This window comes from Aeromicrobium sp. HA (assembly GCF_027171405.1).
Lineage (GTDB): Bacteria > Actinomycetota > Actinomycetes > Propionibacteriales > Nocardioidaceae > Aeromicrobium > Aeromicrobium tamlense.
Genome location: NZ_CP114372.1, coordinates 3,170,334 through 3,188,109 on the forward strand (window position 1 = coordinate 3,170,334; position 17,776 = coordinate 3,188,109).

Below are 17,776 nucleotides of genomic sequence, written 5' to 3' on the forward strand. Positions count from 1 at the left end.
TGTGCTTCGAAGATCCTAGAGCAGGTCGTGCAGGACGACCGTCTCCTCGCGGTCGGGACCGACGCCGACGGCGCTGATGCGCGAACCGCTCATCGCCTCGATCTCGCGCACGTACGACTGCGCGTTCGCGGGCAGGTCGGACAGCTCGCGGGCACCGCTGATGTCCTCGGTCCAGCCGGGGAAGAACTCGTAGATCGGCTTGGCGTGGTGGAAGCCCGTCTGGGTCATCGGCATCTCGTCGACGCGCTCGCCGTCGACCTCGTACGCCACGCACACGGGGATCTGCTCCCAGCCGGTGAGGACGTCGAGCTTGGTCATCACGAAGTCGGTGACGCCGTTGATGCGTGCGGCATAGCGCGCCACCGGGGCGTCGTACCAGCCGCAGCGACGGGGGCGACCGGTCGTGGTGCCGAACTCGCCGCCGTTCTCGCGCAGGCGGTCGCCGTCGGCGTCGAACAGCTCGGTGGGGAACGGGCCCTCGCCCACGCGGGTGGCGTAGGCCTTGACGATGCCGATCACGCGCGTGATGTCGGTGGGGGCGATGCCCGAGCCCGTGCACGCGCCGCCCGTGGTGGCCGACGAGCTGGTGACGAACGGGTAGGTGCCGTGGTCGACGTCGAGCAGCGTGGCCTGGCCGGCCTCGAGCAGCACGGTCTTGTCGTCGCGCAGCGCCTCGTGCAGCACGAGCGCGGTGTCGGCGACGTACGGACGCAGGCGGTCGACGTGGCCCAGCAGCGACTCGACGATCTCGTCGGCGTCGACCGCGCGGCGGTTGTAGACCTTGGTGAGGATCTGGTTCTTGAGGTCGAGCGCACCCTCGACCTTCGCCTGGAGGATCTTCTCGTCGAAGAGGTCCTGCACGCGGATGCCGAGGCGGTTCATCTTGTCGGCGTAGGTGGGGCCGATGCCGCGGCCGGTCGTGCCGATCTTGCGGCTGCCGAGGAAGCGCTCGTTGACCTTGTCGAGCGTGCGGTTGTAGTCGGCGATGAGGTGCGCGTTCGCGCTGACCAGCAGGCGCGACGTGTCGATGCCGCGCTCGTTGAGGCCGTCGATCTCCTGGAACAGGACGTCGAGGTCGATGACGACGCCGTTGCCGATCACCGGGACGCAGCCGGGCGTCAGGATGCCGCTGGGCAGCAGGTGCAGGGCGTACTTCTCGTCGCCGATGACGACGGTGTGGCCGGCGTTGTTGCCGCCGTTGAACTTCACGACGTAGTCGACGCGGCTGCCCAGGAGGTCCGTTGCCTTGCCCTTGCCCTCGTCACCCCACTGGGCTCCGACGATCACGACTGCGGGCATGGAATGCCACCCCTCCACCAGACGGAAAGCCCCGCTACGGGGGCTCGTGCTCGTCAATCCTACCGAGAACCCGCCGCGCGGGAGCCACCGGCGCTCGTCGCCGGGCGTGGAAGGACGGCGAAAAGGAGACATTCGCACCAGTTCAGGCGGAGTGATGGACATCACTGGAACGTGCCGTAGCCTTCCTGTAACTGCACGTGTAACGGTGAGTTGCATTGGGACTCCCCCGGACCCGCGGCACTCGAAGGAGGAACCCTCTTGCACCCCCATCGCCTGACCCTCGTCCCCGCGGGAGACGTCCACCTCTGGGTGCCGCGTTCCTCCACGCTGCGGGCGTTCGCGACCGCCGCGCCCGACCCCCGCCCGGTCACTCCCGACCAGCAGCGACGCCTCGACGTCGCCGGCCTCCCGCGCCCCGTGGACGACGAGGTCAACCCGTGGATCGGCCTGCGCGCCACCCTCCACGGCGCCGACCTCACCTCCCTGGCGGGCACGCTGCGCCGCTACTGCGCCCGCCACGAGAGCCTGCGCTGCATGTTCGTGCGCCGCGACGACGGCAGCTACGAGCGACGCATCATCGACGCGGAGCTGATCGGCTTCCAGCCGCGCCACCTCGGCCACCATGCCGACCCGGGCGAGGCGTTCGACGCGGTCATGGCCGAGCTCGACGACCGCACGGGTCCGCTGTCGTGGCCCGCCGCCACGGTCGTCAGCGTCACCGACGCGAACGGCGACATCACGGTGTTCGCCGCCTTCGACCACGTGACCTTCGACGGCTACAGCGCCTACCTGACGATGGGCGAGCTCAAGCACCACCTCGAGGCCGAGCTGAACCACGCGCCCTTGCCCGCCCCCGTGGGCAGCTACGTCGACTTCGCCGTCGAGCAGCGCGCCCTCCAGGACGCGATCAGCCCCGACAGCCCGGCCCTCGAGCCCTGGCGCCGCGCGGCCGATGCCACGGGCGACCTGCCCGGCCTGCCGCGCGCCACCGGCGTCCGGCGCGGCGACCGGATCCAGCACCGGATGCGGTACCCCACCTTCGCGGGCCCCCGGCTGAGCCGGGCGTTCCACCGCTGGTGCGACCGGCACGACGTGCCACCCGCCCTGGCGTTCACCGCCGTGCTGCTGCGCGCCATGGTCGCGGAGGAGGACGACGAACGACTCACGGTGCTGATGTCCACGCACAACCGCAACCGCCCCGAGTGGCACCAGGCCATCGGCTGGTTCTCGGGCATCGTGCCGATGACGGTGGATCTCGGCCGCGACCTGCCGCTGATCGAGCTCGTGCGGCGCACGGCCGAGGCGTGGCAGTTCGGTCGCACCGCCGAGACGATCCCGCTGCCCCTGGCCAACCACCTCCTCGGCACCACGATGCGCCCCGCGGCGGTCGTGTCGTTCCTGGACTCACGCCACTGCCCCGGCCGGGACGGCTGGGAGGAGATGGACTCCACCGTGTTCCTCGGCGAGGTCGAGCCCAGCGACGAGATGCACCTGTGGATCAACTCGATGCCCTACGGCACCGAGCTGCTGCACCGCAGCCCCGACACCCCGCCCTGCACCGAATGGCTCGACCGCGTGATGAACCGGATGCGCGACCAGATGGTGGCGGTCACGCGCGAGGTCAACGACCCGATGGAGGCACTGACATGAGAATGACCCGCATCGAGGAGCTCGACACCATCGACGGTGACGTCTTCCTCCTCCGCCCGTCCGAGGAGTCCGCCGCCGCCCTGGCCGCCGCCCCGGCGAACGAGCACCGGCCGTCCTACATGCAGGACCAGCACCTGCGGCTCCGACGCGCCATGGAGCGGGTGGGCTCGGCCGACGCCAACTGGCTGGGCCTGTGCTTCGACGTCCAGGGCCCGCTCGACGTCGACGCCCTGCACCGCGCCGCCACCGCGTGGGTCCGCCGGCACGAGGTCATGTGGGGCACCTTCAAGGACGACCCCGCCGATCCCGACGGCGAGCTGACCCGCCACGCGATCGCGCCCGAGGACCTGACGCTCAGCCTGACCCCGCTCGGGTCGCACGCGGGCGACGAGGTCAACCAGGTCCTGCTCAAGCACTTCAGCGACGCCGTCGACCCGATCGACAACTTCGGCTATGCGATCGCCGGAGTCTCGGGCGAGGACCGGTCCACGATCTTCTGCGGGTTCGACCACTGCTACGGCGACGGCTTCAGCGTCCTGCTCGCCTACATGGAGCTCTCGCAGCTGTACGCCACCGAGATCGGCGACGAGCAGGTCGAGATGCCTCCCGTGAAGGGCTACATGACGTACGCGCAGGAGGAGCGCGCCGACGCGCAGCAGTACGGCATCGACCACCCGTCGATGCAGTTCTGGGCCGACTACGCGATGGACGGCGCCGGCGCCAAGGACGGCTTCCCGATGGATCTCGGCATCGCCGAGGGCGAGCGGTTCTGGCTCGTCCCGATGGACTACGACATCCTCACGGCGGCCGAGTGCGACCGGCTCGAGGCGATCGCGAAGGAGGAGTCGGCCACGTTCCCGTCCGTCGTCTACGCCGCGTTCGCGCTGGCCGCACGCGACCTCGCCGGCGCGAGCGCCTACCGCTTCTTCAACCCCGTCGCGACGCGCCACACCCCCGAGACGCTCCCGACGATGGGCTGGATGATCAACGTCCTGCCGATCCACATCCCGGTCGCCCCCGAGGCCACGCTGTTCGACGTCGCGCGCGACGTGCGCCAGAAGTTCCGCGACGCGCGAGTGTGCGAGCCGGTGCCCGCCCTGCGCGTCATGGAGGTCGTCCAGGAGGCCTTCGGGTTCTCGCTCGAGGACACCCACCGGCCCGCGATCGTCTCCTACCTCGACGGCCGGATGATCCCCGGCCAGGAGAAGTGGGCCCAGGACCGATTCCACGGCACGACCGGCCAGGGGTACGACGACAACGTCAACGTCTGGATCAACCGCACGCCGACCGAGCTCTACGTGATGTGCAGCGTCCCGCAGACCCCCACGGCCGTGGCGAACGTCGACGCGTTCTTCACGTACGCCTCGAACCTCCTGCGCGGGGCCCTCACGCGCTAACGTCGAGCCCGTGAACTCCTGGCTGGCGGTCAGCAATGCCCAAGCGGGATCCTCCGACGAGGCGGTGATCGCCCAGGTCCTCGAGATCCTGCGCGAGGCCGCCGAGGTGGAGCACGTCGCCACCGAGGATCCCGACCACCTGGCGCGCACGCTGGCCGAGCACCCGGACGTCGACCTCGTCGTCTCGATGGGCGGCGACGGCAGCCTGCACGCCGTGGTCCAGGCGCTGCACGACGCGGGCCGGCTGCCGGGCACGCCCGTGGGTCTGGTGCCGCTGGGCACGGGCAACGACTTCGCCCGCACCCTGCAGCTGGCCGAGGACCCCGTCGACGCCGCGCGTGACCTGGCCGCCGGCTCGGTGCGCTCGATCGACCTGGTCCTGGACTCCACCGGCACGGTGGTGGTGAACGCCGCGCACGTGGGCATCGGCGCGGAAGCCGCGGCCCGGGCCGAGCCGGTGAAGCCCGCCCTCGGGCCCCTGGCCTACGTGCTGGGCGCGATCTCGACCTTGTTCACCCCGAGCGCCGACGTGCGCGTCACGATCGACGACCGCACGCTCAGCGGCCGGGTGGCCCAGGTGGCCGTGGGCAACGGCCGCTTCGTGGGCGGCGGCGGCGAGCTGCTGCCGAAGGCCGTGGTCGACGACGGCCTGATGGACGTGGCCGTGGCGTTCGCCGCCCGGCTGCCGCAGCGGATCGCGTACGCGCTGCACCTGCGTCGCGGCACGCACCCGAACGCCGACTTCGTGCACTACACGCGGGCGACGTCGGTGCGCGTGACCGGCGACGCCGTGCGCTGCACGACCGACGGCGAGCTCACCGATCCGCGCTCGGAGCACGGCTGGCGGATGCTCGCCGACGGCCTCGCGATGCGGCTGCCGGCCTGAGTCAGCCGACGAGCGCCTCGTAGCCCTCGCGGCTGGACTCGCGCAGGAACTCGCGGCAGCGGTGCGCCTCGGCGTCGTCACCGAGCCGCTCGCTGGCGGTGGCCAGGACGGCCAGGGCGTGCAGGAAGCCACGGTTCGCCTCGTGCGTCCACGGCACCGGGCCGTGACCGCGCCAGCCGTTGCGGCGCAGCGAGTCGAGGGAGCGGTGGTAGGCCGTGCGCGCGAACGCGTAGCCCTCGAGGTCGCGGCCGTCGGCGAGCGCGGCGTCGGCCAGGCGGGCCCACGCGGCGACCGAGTCGGGGTGGCGCGAGGCGACCTCGTCGGCCTCGGCGCCCTCGGCCAGCAGGGCCGTGCCCGGGTCCTCGGGCAGCAGCGTCTCGGGCGGTTCTCCCAGAAGGTTGGTCATGGTGAGCCAGCCTAGACGGGCGGTCCGACCGCTACCGCTGGTGCGTGTGCGCGATGTAGACGTCGCACGGGGCGTGCGCGGCGACGTCGCGCGCGATGCTGCCGAGCACGCGGGTCAGGCCCTGGACGCGCTTGTTGCCCACGACGATGACGTCGGCATCGAGCTCCTCGGCGGCGCGCACGAGCGCGTCGGCCGGCTTGCCCTCGCCGGCGCCGTACGTCACCTCGAGGCCGGGGAAGTCCTTGCGGATCTGGCTGAAGACGTCGCCGGCGACGTCCTTGGCCGTCTGCTCGTTCGTGATGAGGATCTCCTCGGAGCCGACCTCGATGCGCTCGGCCTCGAAGTTCTTCCCGTACGCCGACAGGACGTGCAGGCGGGCACCGAGTCCGGCAGCCAGCTCGGCGGCCTTGCGGGCCGCGGCGGCCGCGGGGGCGGTGTTGTCGACGCCGGTGAGGACGATCTTGGCCATGGGTTTCCCTTCGTCACGCGGGCGAGGCTGCCCGGACTCCTGCCTCGACCCTAGTGGGAGTCGGGCTCCCGGAGGCGGTCCGGACCTCCGGTTCCCGGTCACCGAGACCCCGTGGACGCGACGACGGCGGGGACGATCCCTCGTCCCCGCCGTCGGTGCTCGGTGCCTCAGTGCGTGCCGGCGCTGCGCAGGTTCTGGCAGGCCTCGACGACGCGCGCCGCCATGCCGGCCTCGGCGGCCTTGCCCCAGGCGCGCGGGTCGTAGGCCTTCTTGTTGCCGACCTCGCCATCGACCTTCAGGACGCCGTCGTAGTTCTGGAACATGTGGCCCACGACCGGGCGGGTGAACGCGTACTGCGTGTCGGTGTCGACGTTCATCTTCACGACGCCGTAGTCGACGGCCGCGCTGATCTCCTCGGGCAGCGAGCCCGAGCCGCCGTGGAACACGAAGTCGAACGCACGATCCTTGCCGAACTTCGCGGCGACGGCCTCCTGCGCGGCCTTGAGGACCTCGGGGCGCAGCTTGACGTTGCCCGGCTTGTAGACGCCGTGGACGTTGCCGAAGGTCAGCGCCGTGAGGTAACGGCCGTTCTCGCCCAGGCCGAGCGCCTCCACGGTGGCGATCGCGTCCTCGGGCGAGGTGTAGAGCTTGTCGTTGATCTCGGCCTCGACGCCGTCCTCCTCGCCGCCGACGACGCCGATCTCGACCTCGAGGATGATGTGCGCGGCGTGCGCCTTGGCGAGCAGCTCCTGCGCGATTTCGAGGTTCTCGGCCAGCGGCACGGCCGAGCCGTCCCACATGTGCGACTGGAAGTACGGCAGGCCGCCGCCCTTCACGCGCTCGGCGGAGGCGTCGAGCAGCGGCCGGACGAAGCCGTCGAGCTTGTCCTTGGGGCAGTGGTCGGTGTGCAGCGCGACGTTGATCGGGTACTTCTTGGCGACCTCCTGCGCGAACGCGGCGAAGGCCAGCGAGCCCGAGACCATGTCCTTGACGGTGGGGCCGGAGAAGTACTCGGCGCCGCCGGTGGAGACCTGGATGATGCCGTCGCTGCCGGCCTCGGCGAAGCCGGCCAGGGCGGCGTTCAGCGTCTGGGAGGACGAGACGTTGATCGCGGGGTACGCGAAGGAGTCGTTCTTCGCCTTGTCCAGCATCTCGGCGTAGACCTCGGGAGTGGCGACGGGCATGGGTCCTCCTGTGGGAACTCGTGTTGCGGTCAGTATTCCACCGACGCGAGGTCGGCATGCTCACGGATCCAGGCGTGCATCGTGATCGCCGCCGCGGCCCCCGCGTTGATCGATCGCGTCGAGCCGAACTGGGCGATCGCGACCATCTGCTCACACGCCTGCGCGGCCTCGTCGGTGAGGCCCGGGCCCTCCTGGCCGAAGACGAGGACGGCGTCCAGCGGCAGCGACGTGGTCTCGAGCGGGACGGCGCCGGGCAGGTTGTCGACGCCCACCACCGCGACCCCCGCCTGCTGCGCCCACGCGACGAACGCGGGGACGTCCTCGTGGTGGTACACGTGCACGTAACGGTCGGTGACCATCGCGCCGCGGCGGTTCCAGCGGCGCTTGCCGATGATGTGCACGCCGCCCACGTTGAACGCGTTCGCGGTGCGCACGATCGAGCCGATGTTGAAGTCGTGCTGCCAGTTCTCGATGGCCACGTGCAGCCGGTGCCGCCGCAGGTCGAGGTCGGCGACGATCGCCTCCACGGTCCAGTAGCGGTACCGGTCGACGACGTTGCGGGTGTCGCCCTCGCGCAGCAGGTCGGGGTCCAGCCGCGGGTCGTCGGGCCACGGGCCCACCCACGGGCCGACGGTCACGCCACCCCGTACTGCTCGCGGTACGCGCGCACCGCGGGGAGGTGCTCGGCGTGCCGGCCGGTCTCCTCCAGGTACTCGATGATGTCGTCGAAGCTGACGATGGAGGTCACGGTGATGCCGTGGTCGCGCTCGACCTCCTGGATGGCGGAGAGCTCGCCCGTGCCGCGCTCGCGGCGGTCGACGGCGACGATGACGCCCGCGACCTCGGCGTCGAGGCGGTCGACCAGCGCGATGACCTCGCGGATCGCGGTGCCCGCGGTGATGACGTCGTCGATGACCAGCAGGCGACCGCGCGGCTCGGCGCCGACGAACAGGCCGCCCTCGCCGTGGTCCTTCGCCTCCTTGCGGTTGAAGCACCACGGCACGTCGCGGTCGTGCGCGTCGGCCAGCTGCACCGCGGTGGCGGCGGCGAGCGGGATGCCCTTGTAGGCGGGACCGAGCAGGACGTCGAACTCCAGGCCCGCGCCGGCGATCGCGTCGGCGTAGAAGCCGCCCAGCGCCCCCAGCCGCGCCCCGGTGTCGAAGGCGCCCGCGTTGAAGAAGTACGGCGAGGTCCGCCCGGACTTCAGGGTGAACTCCCCGAACCGCAGCACCTCGTGCTCGAGGGCGAACTCGATGAATCGGCGCTGGTAGTCGTGCACCCGCCCAGCGTAGGGCGCCCGCAGTTTCCCCGGTTAAGTGGGGAAACTGTCACGCGCCGGGCTTGCGCTCGGAGGAGACGAGGTCGCCGACGACGACGTTGCGGTCGTCGGTGCGGAAGAGCTCGGAGCAGGTCACGAGGGTGACGACGGCCTCGGTGGCCTCCTCGCCCTCGGCCTCGGGGTCGGGCACGGGCCACAGCGGCCACGAGGTCGTGAAGGGCACGCGGATCCGGTCGCCGTCCTGGCGCAGCTCGTAGGTGAAGACGTGCGTGCGGGTCTCGACGACGACCTCGTCGCCGGCGCGCAGCTTGAGGAAGTCGCGGAAGGGCTCGCCGTGCGTCACGCGGTGGCCCGAGAGCACGAGGTTGCCGACCTCGCCGGGCAGCGCGCCGTCGGTGTCGCGACCGACCCCCTTCGCGAGGGTGGCGTCGTCGTCGCCGTCGAGGATCGGCACCTCGAAGTCGGCACCGAACCGCGGCACCCGCAGCAGGCCGGCGCCGGTGACCGGGTCCTCCTCCGCCTTCCAGGCCTCGGAGATCTCGCCGCGGATGCGCTCGTGCTCGCGCTGGGCGACGACGTTGGTGCCGAAGTACTGCCAGCCGACCCAGCCCAGGATCCCCACACCGGCGAGCAGCAGGACGACGCCCGCGACGAGCATGAGGCGCGAGGCGAGCGAGCGGGTCGGAGTGGCGGACACCTCCCCATTGTCGGGTGCGCACCACGTCGTCCGCGCGGCAGCCTGAGATCTCGATGAGGAATCTGATCATTTTCAACCGCCGTCAGGTGCCCGCATGTATTCTGGCGTTGCAGGTTCGGGGAGCTCTTGAGCCGCTGAATCTGCCGTCGGTCCGCCGTTTCACCCCCCGAGAACGGCGGGCCGACCTATTTCTCCCCCTCCCTCCTCCGCCGTCCCGGCTAGGGTCGAGCCGTGAGCAGGCGCAGCGCTCGTCTCGACGGCATCGGCACCACGATCTTCGCGGAGATGAGCGCGCTCGCGGTCGAGACCGGAGCGATCAACCTCGGCCAGGGCTTCCCCGACCAGGACGGGCCCGAGGTCGTCAAGGAGGCCGCGCGCGCCGCGATCACCGACGGCCCCAACCAGTACGTCGCCGGCATCGGCATCCCGCCGCTGCGCGAGGCGATCGCGCGTCACCAGCAGCGATTCCACGGCATCGAGCTCGACCCCGGGCGCGAGGTCGTCGTGACGACCGGCGCGACCGAGGCCGTCGCGGCGGCACTGCTCGGCCTGGTGAACCCGGGCGACGACGTCCTCGTGCTGGAGCCCTTCTACGACTCGTACCGCGCGATGATCCAGATGGTCGGCGCCCGTCACCGCGCCGTCACGCTGCGCGCGCCCGACTTCCGACTGCCGGTCGACGAGCTGCGCGCCGCCGTCACGCCGCGCACCACCGCGATCGTGCTGAACTCGCCGCACAACCCGACCGGGGCGGTGCTCACGCGCGAGGAGCTGACCGCCGTCGCGGAGGTCGCGATCGAGCACGACCTCGTCGTCATCTCCGACGAGGTCTACGAGCACCTGAGCTTCGCCACGCCGCACGTGCCGATCGCGACGCTGCCCGGCATGGCCGAGCGCACCCTCACGATCAGCAGCGCGGGCAAGACCTTCTCCTTCACGGGCTGGAAGGTCGGCTGGGCCACGGGACCCGCCGACCTCGTCGACGCGCTGATGGGCGCCAAGCAGTTCCTGACCTACACGTCGGGCACGCCGTTCCAGCCCGCCGTCGCCGCGGCGCTCGACCTGCCCGACGCGTTCTACGCCGCGCTGCGCGACGACCTCCGGCACAAGCGCGACCTGTTGTGCGCCGGGCTCGCTGACCTCGGACTCGACGTCTTCGTCCCCGAGGGCACCTACTTCGCCACCACCGACGTGGCGCCGCTGGGCTTCGACGACGGCCTGGAGTTCTGCCGCGAGCTGCCCCGCCGCGCCGGCGTCGTCGCGATCCCGCACCAGGTGTTCCACGACGACCGCCCGGACGGATCCAACCCCGGACGCACGCTCGTGCGCTGGGCGTTCTGCAAGCGCGAGACCGTCCTCGACGAGGCCGTCACGCGGCTCGCACGCCTGCGAGCCCGCTGATCCCGCGGTGCAACTCCTGTTTGCATGTGTCCCCGATCACACCTAGAGTCACGCCAACGGCACTCTCGGAGGGGGACTCTCGTGTCACGACAGCTCAAGGCGATCCTGGTGGCTCTGCTCGGCGCCCTGGTGGTGATCACCGCGGGAGCCGGCGCCTCGGCCGAGTCGGGATGGTGGGTCGCCACCTCGACACCGAGCCCCGAGTCCGAGGTCAACGCCACCGGCGAGCCCTCGGGCGGCACGAACGCCGCCGGCGAGGTCACCGGCTACATCGACGCCCACACGCACATGTTCATGGACCTCGGCATGGGCGGGAACGCGGTGTGCGGCTCGACGTACAGCGAGAAGGGCATCGCCGACGCGCTCAAGGACTGCGATCGTCACGGCGTCTCGCTCCTGGAGAACCTGACGAACTCCGGCGCCGGCCGCGGGCCCCTCGACCCCCACGACACCGTCGGATGGCCCACGTTCAAGGACTGGCCCACCTACTCGTCGTTCACGCACCAGCAGATGTACTACAAGTGGGTCGAGCGGGCGTGGCGCGGCGGCCAGCGGATCATGGTCAACGACATGGTGTCGAACCCCGGCCTGTGCCCGATCCTCGGCGTGATCGCCGGGCCGAACAAGTACAACTGCAACGACATGGACACGGTCCGACGCCAGATCCAGGCCACCTACGACCTCCAGTCGTTCATCGACAAGCAGTACGGCGGCGCCGGCAAGGGCTGGTACCGCGTCGTCACCAGCCCGAAGCAGGCGCGCGACGTCGTCGCCCAGGGCAAGCTCGCGGTCGTCCTGGGCGTCGAGGTGTCCGAGCCGTTCAACTGCAAGCAGGTGCTTGGCGCGCCCCAGTGCACCAAGGCCGACATCGACAAGGGCCTCGACGAGCTCAAAGCCAAGGGCGTCTCGAGCATGTTCCTGTGCCACAAGTTCGACAACGCCCTGTGCGGCGTGCGCTACGACGAGGAGACCGCCGGCCTGCTCGTGAACGCCGGCCAGTTCCTCACCACCGGCACGTGGTGGAACCCCAAGACCTGCAAGGAGGGCGAGGTCGCCGACAACACCGTGATCGGCGGCGTGCTGCCGCCCGAGATCGCCAGCGTCCCGGGCCTGCCCGCCGTGCTGCCGATCTACCCGAAGGGCCCGCACTGCAACCCGCGCGGCCTGACCGAGCTCGGCGAGTACGCCCTGCGCGGCCTCATCAAGCGCAACATGATGGTCGAGCTGGACCACATGAGCGCCAAGGCCGCGGGCCGCGCGCTCGACATCCTCGAGGCCGAGGCCTACCCGGGCGCGCTGTCCACGCACGACTGGCTGTCCAACGACTACATGGACCGCCTCTACGCCCTGGGCGGCTTCGCCACGCAGTACGGCCACGCCGCGAGCGAGTTCGTCACCCAGTGGCGCGAGACGAAGCCCGTCCGCGAGAAGTACGGAGTCGGCTACGGCTACGGCACCGACATGAACGGCTTCGGCGGCACCGCCGCCCCGCCGGAGGAGTCCGGCAAGATCCAGTACCCGTTCACGGCGCGCGACGGCACGGTCCTCGACCGCCAGGTCACCGGCGAGCGCACGTGGGACTACAACGACGAGGGCGTCCCGCACTACGGTCTGGTCCCGGACTGGATCGAGAGCCTGCGCACGCTGGCCGGGTCCGAGATCGTCGACGACCTCGCCGCCGGCTCCGAGTCGTACCTGCGCACGTGGGGCGCGACGAGGGACTTCGCCCCGGGCGCCAACCTCGCCACGGGTGCCATCGCCACGGCGAGCTCCACCGAGTGGAGCCTGCTCACCGACCTCAAGCCGGGGCGCGCGGTCGACGGCAAGCTGTCCACGCGCTGGGCCAGCAAGTACGGCCAGGACGACGCGTGGTTCCAGGTGGAGCTCCTCGCGCCGCGCCAGGTCCGCAAGGTGACGATCGAGTGGGAGAGCGCCTACGCGCGCCAGTACCGCGTGCAGACCTCGCTCGACGGCCAGCGCTGGCGCGACGTCGCCATCGTCGGCAACGGCAACGGCGGTCTGGACACCGTGACGTTCCAGCAGCCCCAGTCCGCGCGGTTCGTGCGGATGCAGGGCGTGGAGCGCGCCACCCGCTACGGCTACTCGATCAAGGAGTTCGGCGTCTTCAGCTGAGACAGAGGACCGCCCCAACCCTCCGATATGGGGGCCGGGGCGGCGAGAGGCCGGTGCTGCTCCGGCCACCGCTTCGGCCGAAGCGCACGAAGCGATGTGCCCAACCTACAGGGCCTGCCTGAGCGAACGTGAGGAGGGTCTCATGTTCTGGTCCGGAGACCCTCCGGAAGGACCAGCGGCACACCCGGCCGATACGCGAGGTGGACCGCCGAGGGGCTCGACCGTGCCACCCTGTCCCCATGCGTCGTGGCGAGTCGGACCTCAGCACGCTGTCGACGGCCGCGCTCACGTACCCGGACGTCGGAGCGACCCTCGCTGACCTGCCCCGCGGCTACCGGACCCTGACCCGGCGGCGCGTCATCGGCCGCGGCCGGGAGCGCTTCGAGGAGGCCGCGCGCGCGGTCCTCGGCTGGGACCTGCACCGCCGGGCGGGGCTCGGCGTCCGTGCGTCCAGCCCGAGCGTCGTCGAGGGAGCGGTCGCGGTGCTGCGCGTCGGATGGGGACCGCTCGGGATGGACGCGCCGGTGCGCGTGGTCCACGTGATCGACGAGCCGAGTCGGCAGGGCTTCGCCTACGGCACCCTGCCGGGACACCCGGAGTCCGGCGAGGAGTCGTTCGTCGTCGAGATGGACGAGTCCGGCGACGTGGTGGTGGCGATCACGGCGTTCTCCCGCCACGCGACACTGCCGGCCAGACTCGGCGGACCGGTGACCACCTTCGTCCAGTCCCGCATCACCGAGCGCTACCTCCGCGCGGCCTGAGCGGCCCGGAGACGACGAGAGCGCGGCTCCTGCGACTGCAGGATTCCGCGCTCCGAGGGGGACTTCTGGTGGAGCCGCCTGTCGGAATCGAACCGACGACCTTCTCATTACGAGTGAGATGCTCTACCGACTGAGCTAAGGCGGCGCGATTCGGCGAGGATCGCCCGCCGAACCAAGTGTGAACTATACCGGGTCGAGCCAGCACGCGGAAAACCCGGGGGCGGTCCGTATGATCGGCCGCGTGGACGCACCGACCCAGGCAGAGCTCGACGACATCCGCGCCAGCATCGACAACATCGACGCGGCGCTCGTTCACCTCCTGGCGGAGCGCTTCAAGTGCACCAAGCGGGTCGGCCGGCTGAAGGCCGAGCACGACCTGCCGCCCGCCGATCCCGCCCGCGAGGCCAGGCAGATCGAGCGGCTGCGCGAGAAGGCGCTCGAGGCCGACCTCGACCCCGCGTTCGCGGAGAAGTTCCTGAACTTCATCATCAGCGAGGTCATCCGGCACCACGAGGCCATCCGCGACTGAGCCCTGGCAGTGACGTTTGCGGGCTTGATCACCGCCTTTCTCCCCGCGAACGTCACGCCCAGCGCTTCTGGCAGGTCACTCCTCGCAGACGGTGCCGTCCTTCGGCACCGTGCCGTCGCCGAAGTAGGCGTCGACGGCGTCGCGGATGCACTCGTTGCCCGAGGTGTAGGCCGTGTGGCCGTCGCCCTCGCGGGTGAGCAGGACGCCGGATTCCAGCTGCTCGGCCATCGCCTCGGACCACTCGTACGGCGTGGCGGGATCGCGCGTGGTGCCGACGACGAGGATCGGCGGCGCACCCTCGGCGGTGACGTCCTCCTGCGGGTGCTCGCCCTTGATCGGCCAGTCGTGGCAGGCCATGACGCCCCAGCCCAGCGCGGCGCCGAACACGGGCGAGACCGCGCGGAACTTCGGGATGAGGTCCTGCGTCTGCGCGGCGTCGGGCGCGCCGTCGGAGTCGAGGCAGTTGACCGCGTAGATGACCTGTCCGGAGTTGTTGTCGAAGGAGCCGTCCTGGTCGCGCTCGAAGTACGTGTCGCTCAGGACGAGCATGACCGACGGGTCGCCCTTGACGAGGCCGCGCAGCGCGGTGGTCAGGTACGGCCAGGACTCCTCCGAGTACAGCGCCACGGCGATGCCGTAGAAGGCGCGGCCCTCGGTGAGCTCACGACCGCCCGGCGCCTTCAGCGGGGTGTCGCTGAGCTTGGCCATGAGCGCGGTGATCGTGTCCATGCCCTCCTGGACCGAGTCGCCCACGGGGCAGGCCTCGCCCTCGATGCAGGACGCGAGGTAGGCCTCGAGCGCCTGCTGGAAGCCGGTGGCCTGGCCCAGGCCCTGGCCCTCGGCGTCGAGGGTGACGTCGACGGCGCCGTCGAGCACCATCTTGTCGACCTTCTCGGGGAAGAGGTCGGCGTACGTGGCGCCCAGCTGGGTGCCGTAGGAGAAGCCGAACCAGCGCATCTCGTCCTGGCCCAGCACGGCGCGGGCGATGTCGTGGTCGCGCGCGGCCTCCTCGGTGGAGACGTGCTCGGCGAGGGCGCCGGAGTTCTCGCGGCAGGCCGTGCCCATCTCCTTCACCGACCGGGTCAGCGCGGCGACGCCGTCGGCATCGTCGGGATCGGGGTCGGTGTCGATGAACGCGTCGAACCGCTCGTCGGACAGGCACTCCAGCGGGGTGCTCTCGCCGACGCCGCGCGGGTCGATGCCGATCACGTCGTGCGTGCGGCGCAGGTCGTCGGGCAGCTCGCTGGCGAGGTAGCCGACGAAGCCGACCGCGGATCCACCCGGCCCTCCCGGGTTGACGAAGATCGCCTTCCCGCCCTTGCCGGTGGCGGGGACGCGGCGGACGGCCAGCTGGAGGGTCTCACCGTCGGGATCCTCGTAGTCGACCGGCACCTCGATCGTGGTGCAGCGGTCGTCACGGCAGTCGCGCCACGTGACGTCCTGGTCGTAGAAGCGCTCGAGGCCGGCCGGAGCCGTCTCGCCGGTGGGCTCGGGGTCGGGCGCGGGCCGGTCGACGAGGAAGAGCGCGCTGACGGCGCCGGCGACCAGCGCGACCACCAGCAGCGAGACCAGGGCGATGACGGTGACGCGCTTCATCCGAGGAACCTCGACATCATGTGCTCGAGCGCCAGCTGGGGCGCGGCGTTGGCCTGGAGCGCCTCGCGGCAGCCGACGATCGCGTCGATCGAGGCGAGCGTGCCCTCGGGCGTGGAGCGGGCGGCCATCGTGGCGATGTCGGCGGCGACGTCGGCATTGATGGCGGCCGCCCCGGTGCCCAGCTGCTGCGCCAGCACGTCGCGCTGGAACGACAGGAGGTCGAGCAGCACGCCGTCGATCGCGTCGCGCGCCATGCGCTTGCGACGGCGCTCCTGCTCCTTGGTGAGCGACGAGAGAGCGCCGGCGTAGCCCGCCGGACGGCGGCCCCGTTCCTCGACGCCCCACGACTCCTGCAGGTTGCCCAGCTCGCGCGCGTCGAGCACGTCGCAGCGCTCCTTGGCGCGGGCGGTGGCCTCCTGGTCGATCCGCTGCGCGGCGCGCAGGCAGTCGCCGAGTCCGCGCAGGCCGACCGGCAGCGCGAGGATCTCGGCGCGACGACGACGGGCCTCGGGGTCGCGGGCCAGCCCGCGGGCGCGGCCGATGTGCCCTTGGGCCGCGGCCGCGGCGCGCTGCGCGACGTCGAGCTCGATCCCGTCGCGCTCGTGCAGCAGCCGCGCGATGGCCGCGGCGGGCGGCGTGCGCAGCAAAACGGGTCGACACCGCGAGCGGATCGTCATGATGACGTCCTCGACGGCTGGCGCGCACAGCAGCCAGACCGTGCCGGGCGCGGGCTCCTCGATCGACTTGAGCAGCGCGTTGGCGGCCTGGTCGGTGAGGCGGTCGGCGTCCTCGACCACGAGGATCTGGTAGCGCCCCATCGACGGGTGCAGGGCCGAGCGACGGACGGCGTCGCGTGCGGCGTCGACGCCGATGCTGAGGCCGTCGGTGTTGATGACGGCGATGTCGGGGTGGCTGCCCGCGGCGGCGGTGACGCACGAGTGGCACGTCGTGCAGCCGCCCTGCTCGCACTGCAGGGCGGTGGCGAACGCGACGGCGGCGTTGGAGCGACCTGAGCCGGGCGGACCGGTGAACAGCCATGCGTGGGTCATCTGCCCGGCGACGGCCGACCCGAGCGTGGCGACGACGTCGTCCTGGCCGACGAGCTCGTCCCAGACGGGAGCGGTCATGCCTGCGCCCCTCGCGCCTGCGGGAGCCACGGCAGGACCGCGGCACGGACGCGCTCGTGAATCGCCTCGGGCGCCTCGTCGGCGTCGAGGACGACGTAGTGCTCGGGGTCGGCGTCGGCGAGGTCGAGGAAGTGCCGGCGGACGCGGTCGTGGAACTCGATCGGCTCGCCCTCGATGCGGTCGGGCTCGCCCGCGCGGGCCAGGCCCACGCGCGGGTCGACGTCGAGGACCACGGTGAGGTGCGGGCGCAGGTCGGCGGTGGCCCAGCGGGCGAGCGGTTCGAGCTCGCCGACGTGCAGGGCCCGCCCGGCGCCTTGGTAGGCCAGCGTGGAGTCGACGTAGCGGTCGGTGATGACGACCGAACCGTCGGCGAGCGCCGGCAGGATCATCGTGTCGACGTGCTCGGCCTTGTCGGCGGCGTAGATGAGCGCCTCGGTGCGCGGTGACAGGTCGCCGGTGGCCGGGTCGAGGAGGATCGAGCGCAGCCGCGCGCCGACCTCGGTGCCGCCGGGCTCACGCGTGAGCAGCGCGGTGTGCCCGCGCGACTCGACCCAGGACGCGAGCAGTCGCGACTGGGTGGACTTGCCCGAGCCCTCGCCGCCCTCGAACGCGACGAAGACGCCGACCTCGGTGACGAGGGGGTCGTCCGATGGCTGCATGGGGCGAGCCTAGTCGGCGCGCCCGACACCGTGCCGCACGGCCGAGCACGCCTGTGGACATCAGCGTCGACGAGTGGAGTCCAAGCTCCGGAGTGCGTGGAACTGCACCGGCACGAAGGCGATCCCGAGGCACATGAGCACGGCGACAAGTGTCTCCCGTACCGGCGACGGCAACGCCGGTGCCACGACGACCCCTGCGAGCAGGATCGCCAGCCAGACACCCGTGACGCAGAAGTACCGGCCTGCCGACGGGCCCGGGCCGAAGAGGCGCTCCGAGGCGCGGCCCACCCACGCCCACATCGA

The 17,776-nt window shown here is 71.3% G+C and carries 18 protein-coding genes and 1 tRNA gene; 7 read left to right on the top strand and 12 right to left on the bottom strand.

What is annotated here, in order from left to right; all coding sequences use genetic code 11:
- Positions 1-15 precede the first annotated feature (15 nt).
- Entirely contained in the window at positions 16-1,299 is a 1,284-nt protein-coding gene (locus O3S82_RS15720; RefSeq protein ID WP_179427739.1) for an adenylosuccinate synthase, read from the bottom strand.
- Between the two features lie 258 nt (positions 1,300-1,557).
- Here O3S82_RS15720 and O3S82_RS15725 point away from each other — a divergent pair, with 258 nt between their 5' ends.
- From O3S82_RS15725 to O3S82_RS15735, 3 genes are read left to right on the top strand one after another with little or no spacing between them, the layout of a single operon-like run.
- A complete protein-coding gene (locus O3S82_RS15725; RefSeq protein WP_179427737.1) occupies positions 1,558-2,949 on the top strand; it encodes a condensation domain-containing protein in 1,392 nt (463 codons plus the stop codon).
- Complete coding sequence (locus tag O3S82_RS15730) at positions 2,946-4,346, top strand: condensation domain-containing protein (RefSeq protein WP_269304078.1); 1,401 nt, start codon at positions 2,946-2,948, stop codon at positions 4,344-4,346. Before O3S82_RS15725 ends, O3S82_RS15730 begins: the two co-directional genes overlap by 4 nt.
- Before the next feature lie 10 nt (positions 4,347-4,356).
- On the top strand, positions 4,357-5,232 hold the full coding sequence (locus tag O3S82_RS15735) for a diacylglycerol/lipid kinase family protein (RefSeq protein WP_179427733.1): 876 nt from the start codon (positions 4,357-4,359) through the stop codon (positions 5,230-5,232).
- Between the two features lies 1 nt (position 5,233).
- On the opposite strand, the gene O3S82_RS15740 is transcribed toward O3S82_RS15735, so the two are convergent.
- The 6 genes from O3S82_RS15740 to O3S82_RS15765 all read right to left on the bottom strand — a co-directional run bounded on the left by O3S82_RS15740 (position 5,234) and on the right by O3S82_RS15765 (position 9,267).
- Complete coding sequence (locus O3S82_RS15740; protein ID WP_179427731.1) at positions 5,234-5,638, bottom strand: DUF3151 domain-containing protein; 405 nt, start codon at positions 5,636-5,638, stop codon at positions 5,234-5,236.
- 31 nt (positions 5,639-5,669) lie between these two features.
- Positions 5,670-6,107, bottom strand: coding sequence for a universal stress protein (locus O3S82_RS15745; protein WP_179427729.1), 438 nt, complete (start codon positions 6,105-6,107; stop codon positions 5,670-5,672).
- A 167-nt stretch (positions 6,108-6,274) separates the two neighbouring features.
- Positions 6,275-7,291 carry a class II fructose-bisphosphate aldolase gene (gene fbaA / locus O3S82_RS15750; protein WP_179427727.1) on the bottom strand — a complete coding sequence of 339 codons (1,017 nt, stop codon included), beginning with the start codon at positions 7,289-7,291 and terminating at the stop codon, positions 6,275-6,277.
- A 29-nt stretch (positions 7,292-7,320) separates the two neighbouring features.
- Entirely contained in the window at positions 7,321-7,929 is a 609-nt protein-coding gene (locus O3S82_RS15755; protein ID WP_269304082.1) for a TrmH family RNA methyltransferase, read from the bottom strand.
- Positions 7,926-8,570, bottom strand: a complete 645-nt coding sequence (gene pyrE, locus O3S82_RS15760; protein ID WP_269304084.1) for an orotate phosphoribosyltransferase — start codon at positions 8,568-8,570, stop codon at positions 7,926-7,928. Before pyrE ends, O3S82_RS15755 begins: the two co-directional genes overlap by 4 nt.
- 49 nt (positions 8,571-8,619) lie before the next feature.
- Entirely contained in the window at positions 8,620-9,267 is a 648-nt protein-coding gene (locus O3S82_RS15765; protein ID WP_269304086.1) for a sortase, read from the bottom strand.
- Positions 9,268-9,498: 231 nt separating this feature from the next.
- Between O3S82_RS15765 and O3S82_RS15770 the strand changes: the two genes are divergently transcribed.
- From O3S82_RS15770 to O3S82_RS15780, 3 genes are all read left to right on the top strand, one after another.
- Positions 9,499-10,668, top strand: a complete 1,170-nt coding sequence (locus tag O3S82_RS15770) for a pyridoxal phosphate-dependent aminotransferase (RefSeq protein WP_269304087.1) — start codon at positions 9,499-9,501, stop codon at positions 10,666-10,668.
- 81 nt (positions 10,669-10,749) lie between these two features.
- Positions 10,750-12,801 (top strand): discoidin domain-containing protein, encoded by a 2,052-nt coding sequence (locus tag O3S82_RS15775; protein WP_218845980.1) that lies wholly within the window; start codon positions 10,750-10,752, stop codon positions 12,799-12,801.
- Positions 12,802-13,040: 239 nt separating this feature from the next.
- Entirely contained in the window at positions 13,041-13,562 is a 522-nt protein-coding gene (locus O3S82_RS15780) for a DUF1990 family protein (protein ID WP_269304090.1), read from the top strand.
- Positions 13,563-13,631: 69 nt separating this feature from the next.
- On the opposite strand, the gene O3S82_RS15785 is transcribed toward O3S82_RS15780, so the two are convergent.
- Positions 13,632-13,707, bottom strand: a tRNA-Thr gene (locus O3S82_RS15785).
- 84 nt (positions 13,708-13,791) lie between these two features.
- On the opposite strand from O3S82_RS15785, the gene O3S82_RS15790 reads away from it, so the two are divergent.
- Entirely contained in the window at positions 13,792-14,091 is a 300-nt protein-coding gene (locus O3S82_RS15790; protein ID WP_179427714.1) for a chorismate mutase, read from the top strand.
- Between the two features lie 75 nt (positions 14,092-14,166).
- Here the strand turns inward: O3S82_RS15790 and O3S82_RS15795 are convergent, their stop codons facing one another.
- From O3S82_RS15795 to O3S82_RS15810, 4 genes are read right to left on the bottom strand one after another with little or no spacing between them, the layout of a single operon-like run.
- A complete protein-coding gene (locus tag O3S82_RS15795; protein WP_269304093.1) occupies positions 14,167-15,687 on the bottom strand; it encodes an alpha/beta hydrolase in 1,521 nt (506 codons plus the stop codon).
- Positions 15,684-16,814 carry a DNA polymerase III subunit delta' gene (locus tag O3S82_RS15800; RefSeq protein WP_269304095.1) on the bottom strand — a complete coding sequence of 377 codons (1,131 nt, stop codon included), beginning with the start codon at positions 16,812-16,814 and terminating at the stop codon, positions 15,684-15,686. The genes O3S82_RS15795 and O3S82_RS15800 overlap by 4 nt, the downstream gene beginning before the upstream one ends.
- On the bottom strand, positions 16,811-17,473 hold the full coding sequence (tmk, locus tag O3S82_RS15805) for a dTMP kinase (RefSeq protein ID WP_269304097.1): 663 nt from the start codon (positions 17,471-17,473) through the stop codon (positions 16,811-16,813). The genes O3S82_RS15800 and tmk overlap by 4 nt, the downstream gene beginning before the upstream one ends.
- A 60-nt stretch (positions 17,474-17,533) precedes the next feature.
- The gene (locus O3S82_RS15810) at positions 17,534-17,773 is read right to left on the bottom strand and encodes a hypothetical protein (protein WP_269304098.1); all 240 of its coding nucleotides are present in this window, start codon (positions 17,771-17,773) and stop codon (positions 17,534-17,536) included.
- Between the last annotated feature and the right edge of the window lie 3 nt (positions 17,774-17,776).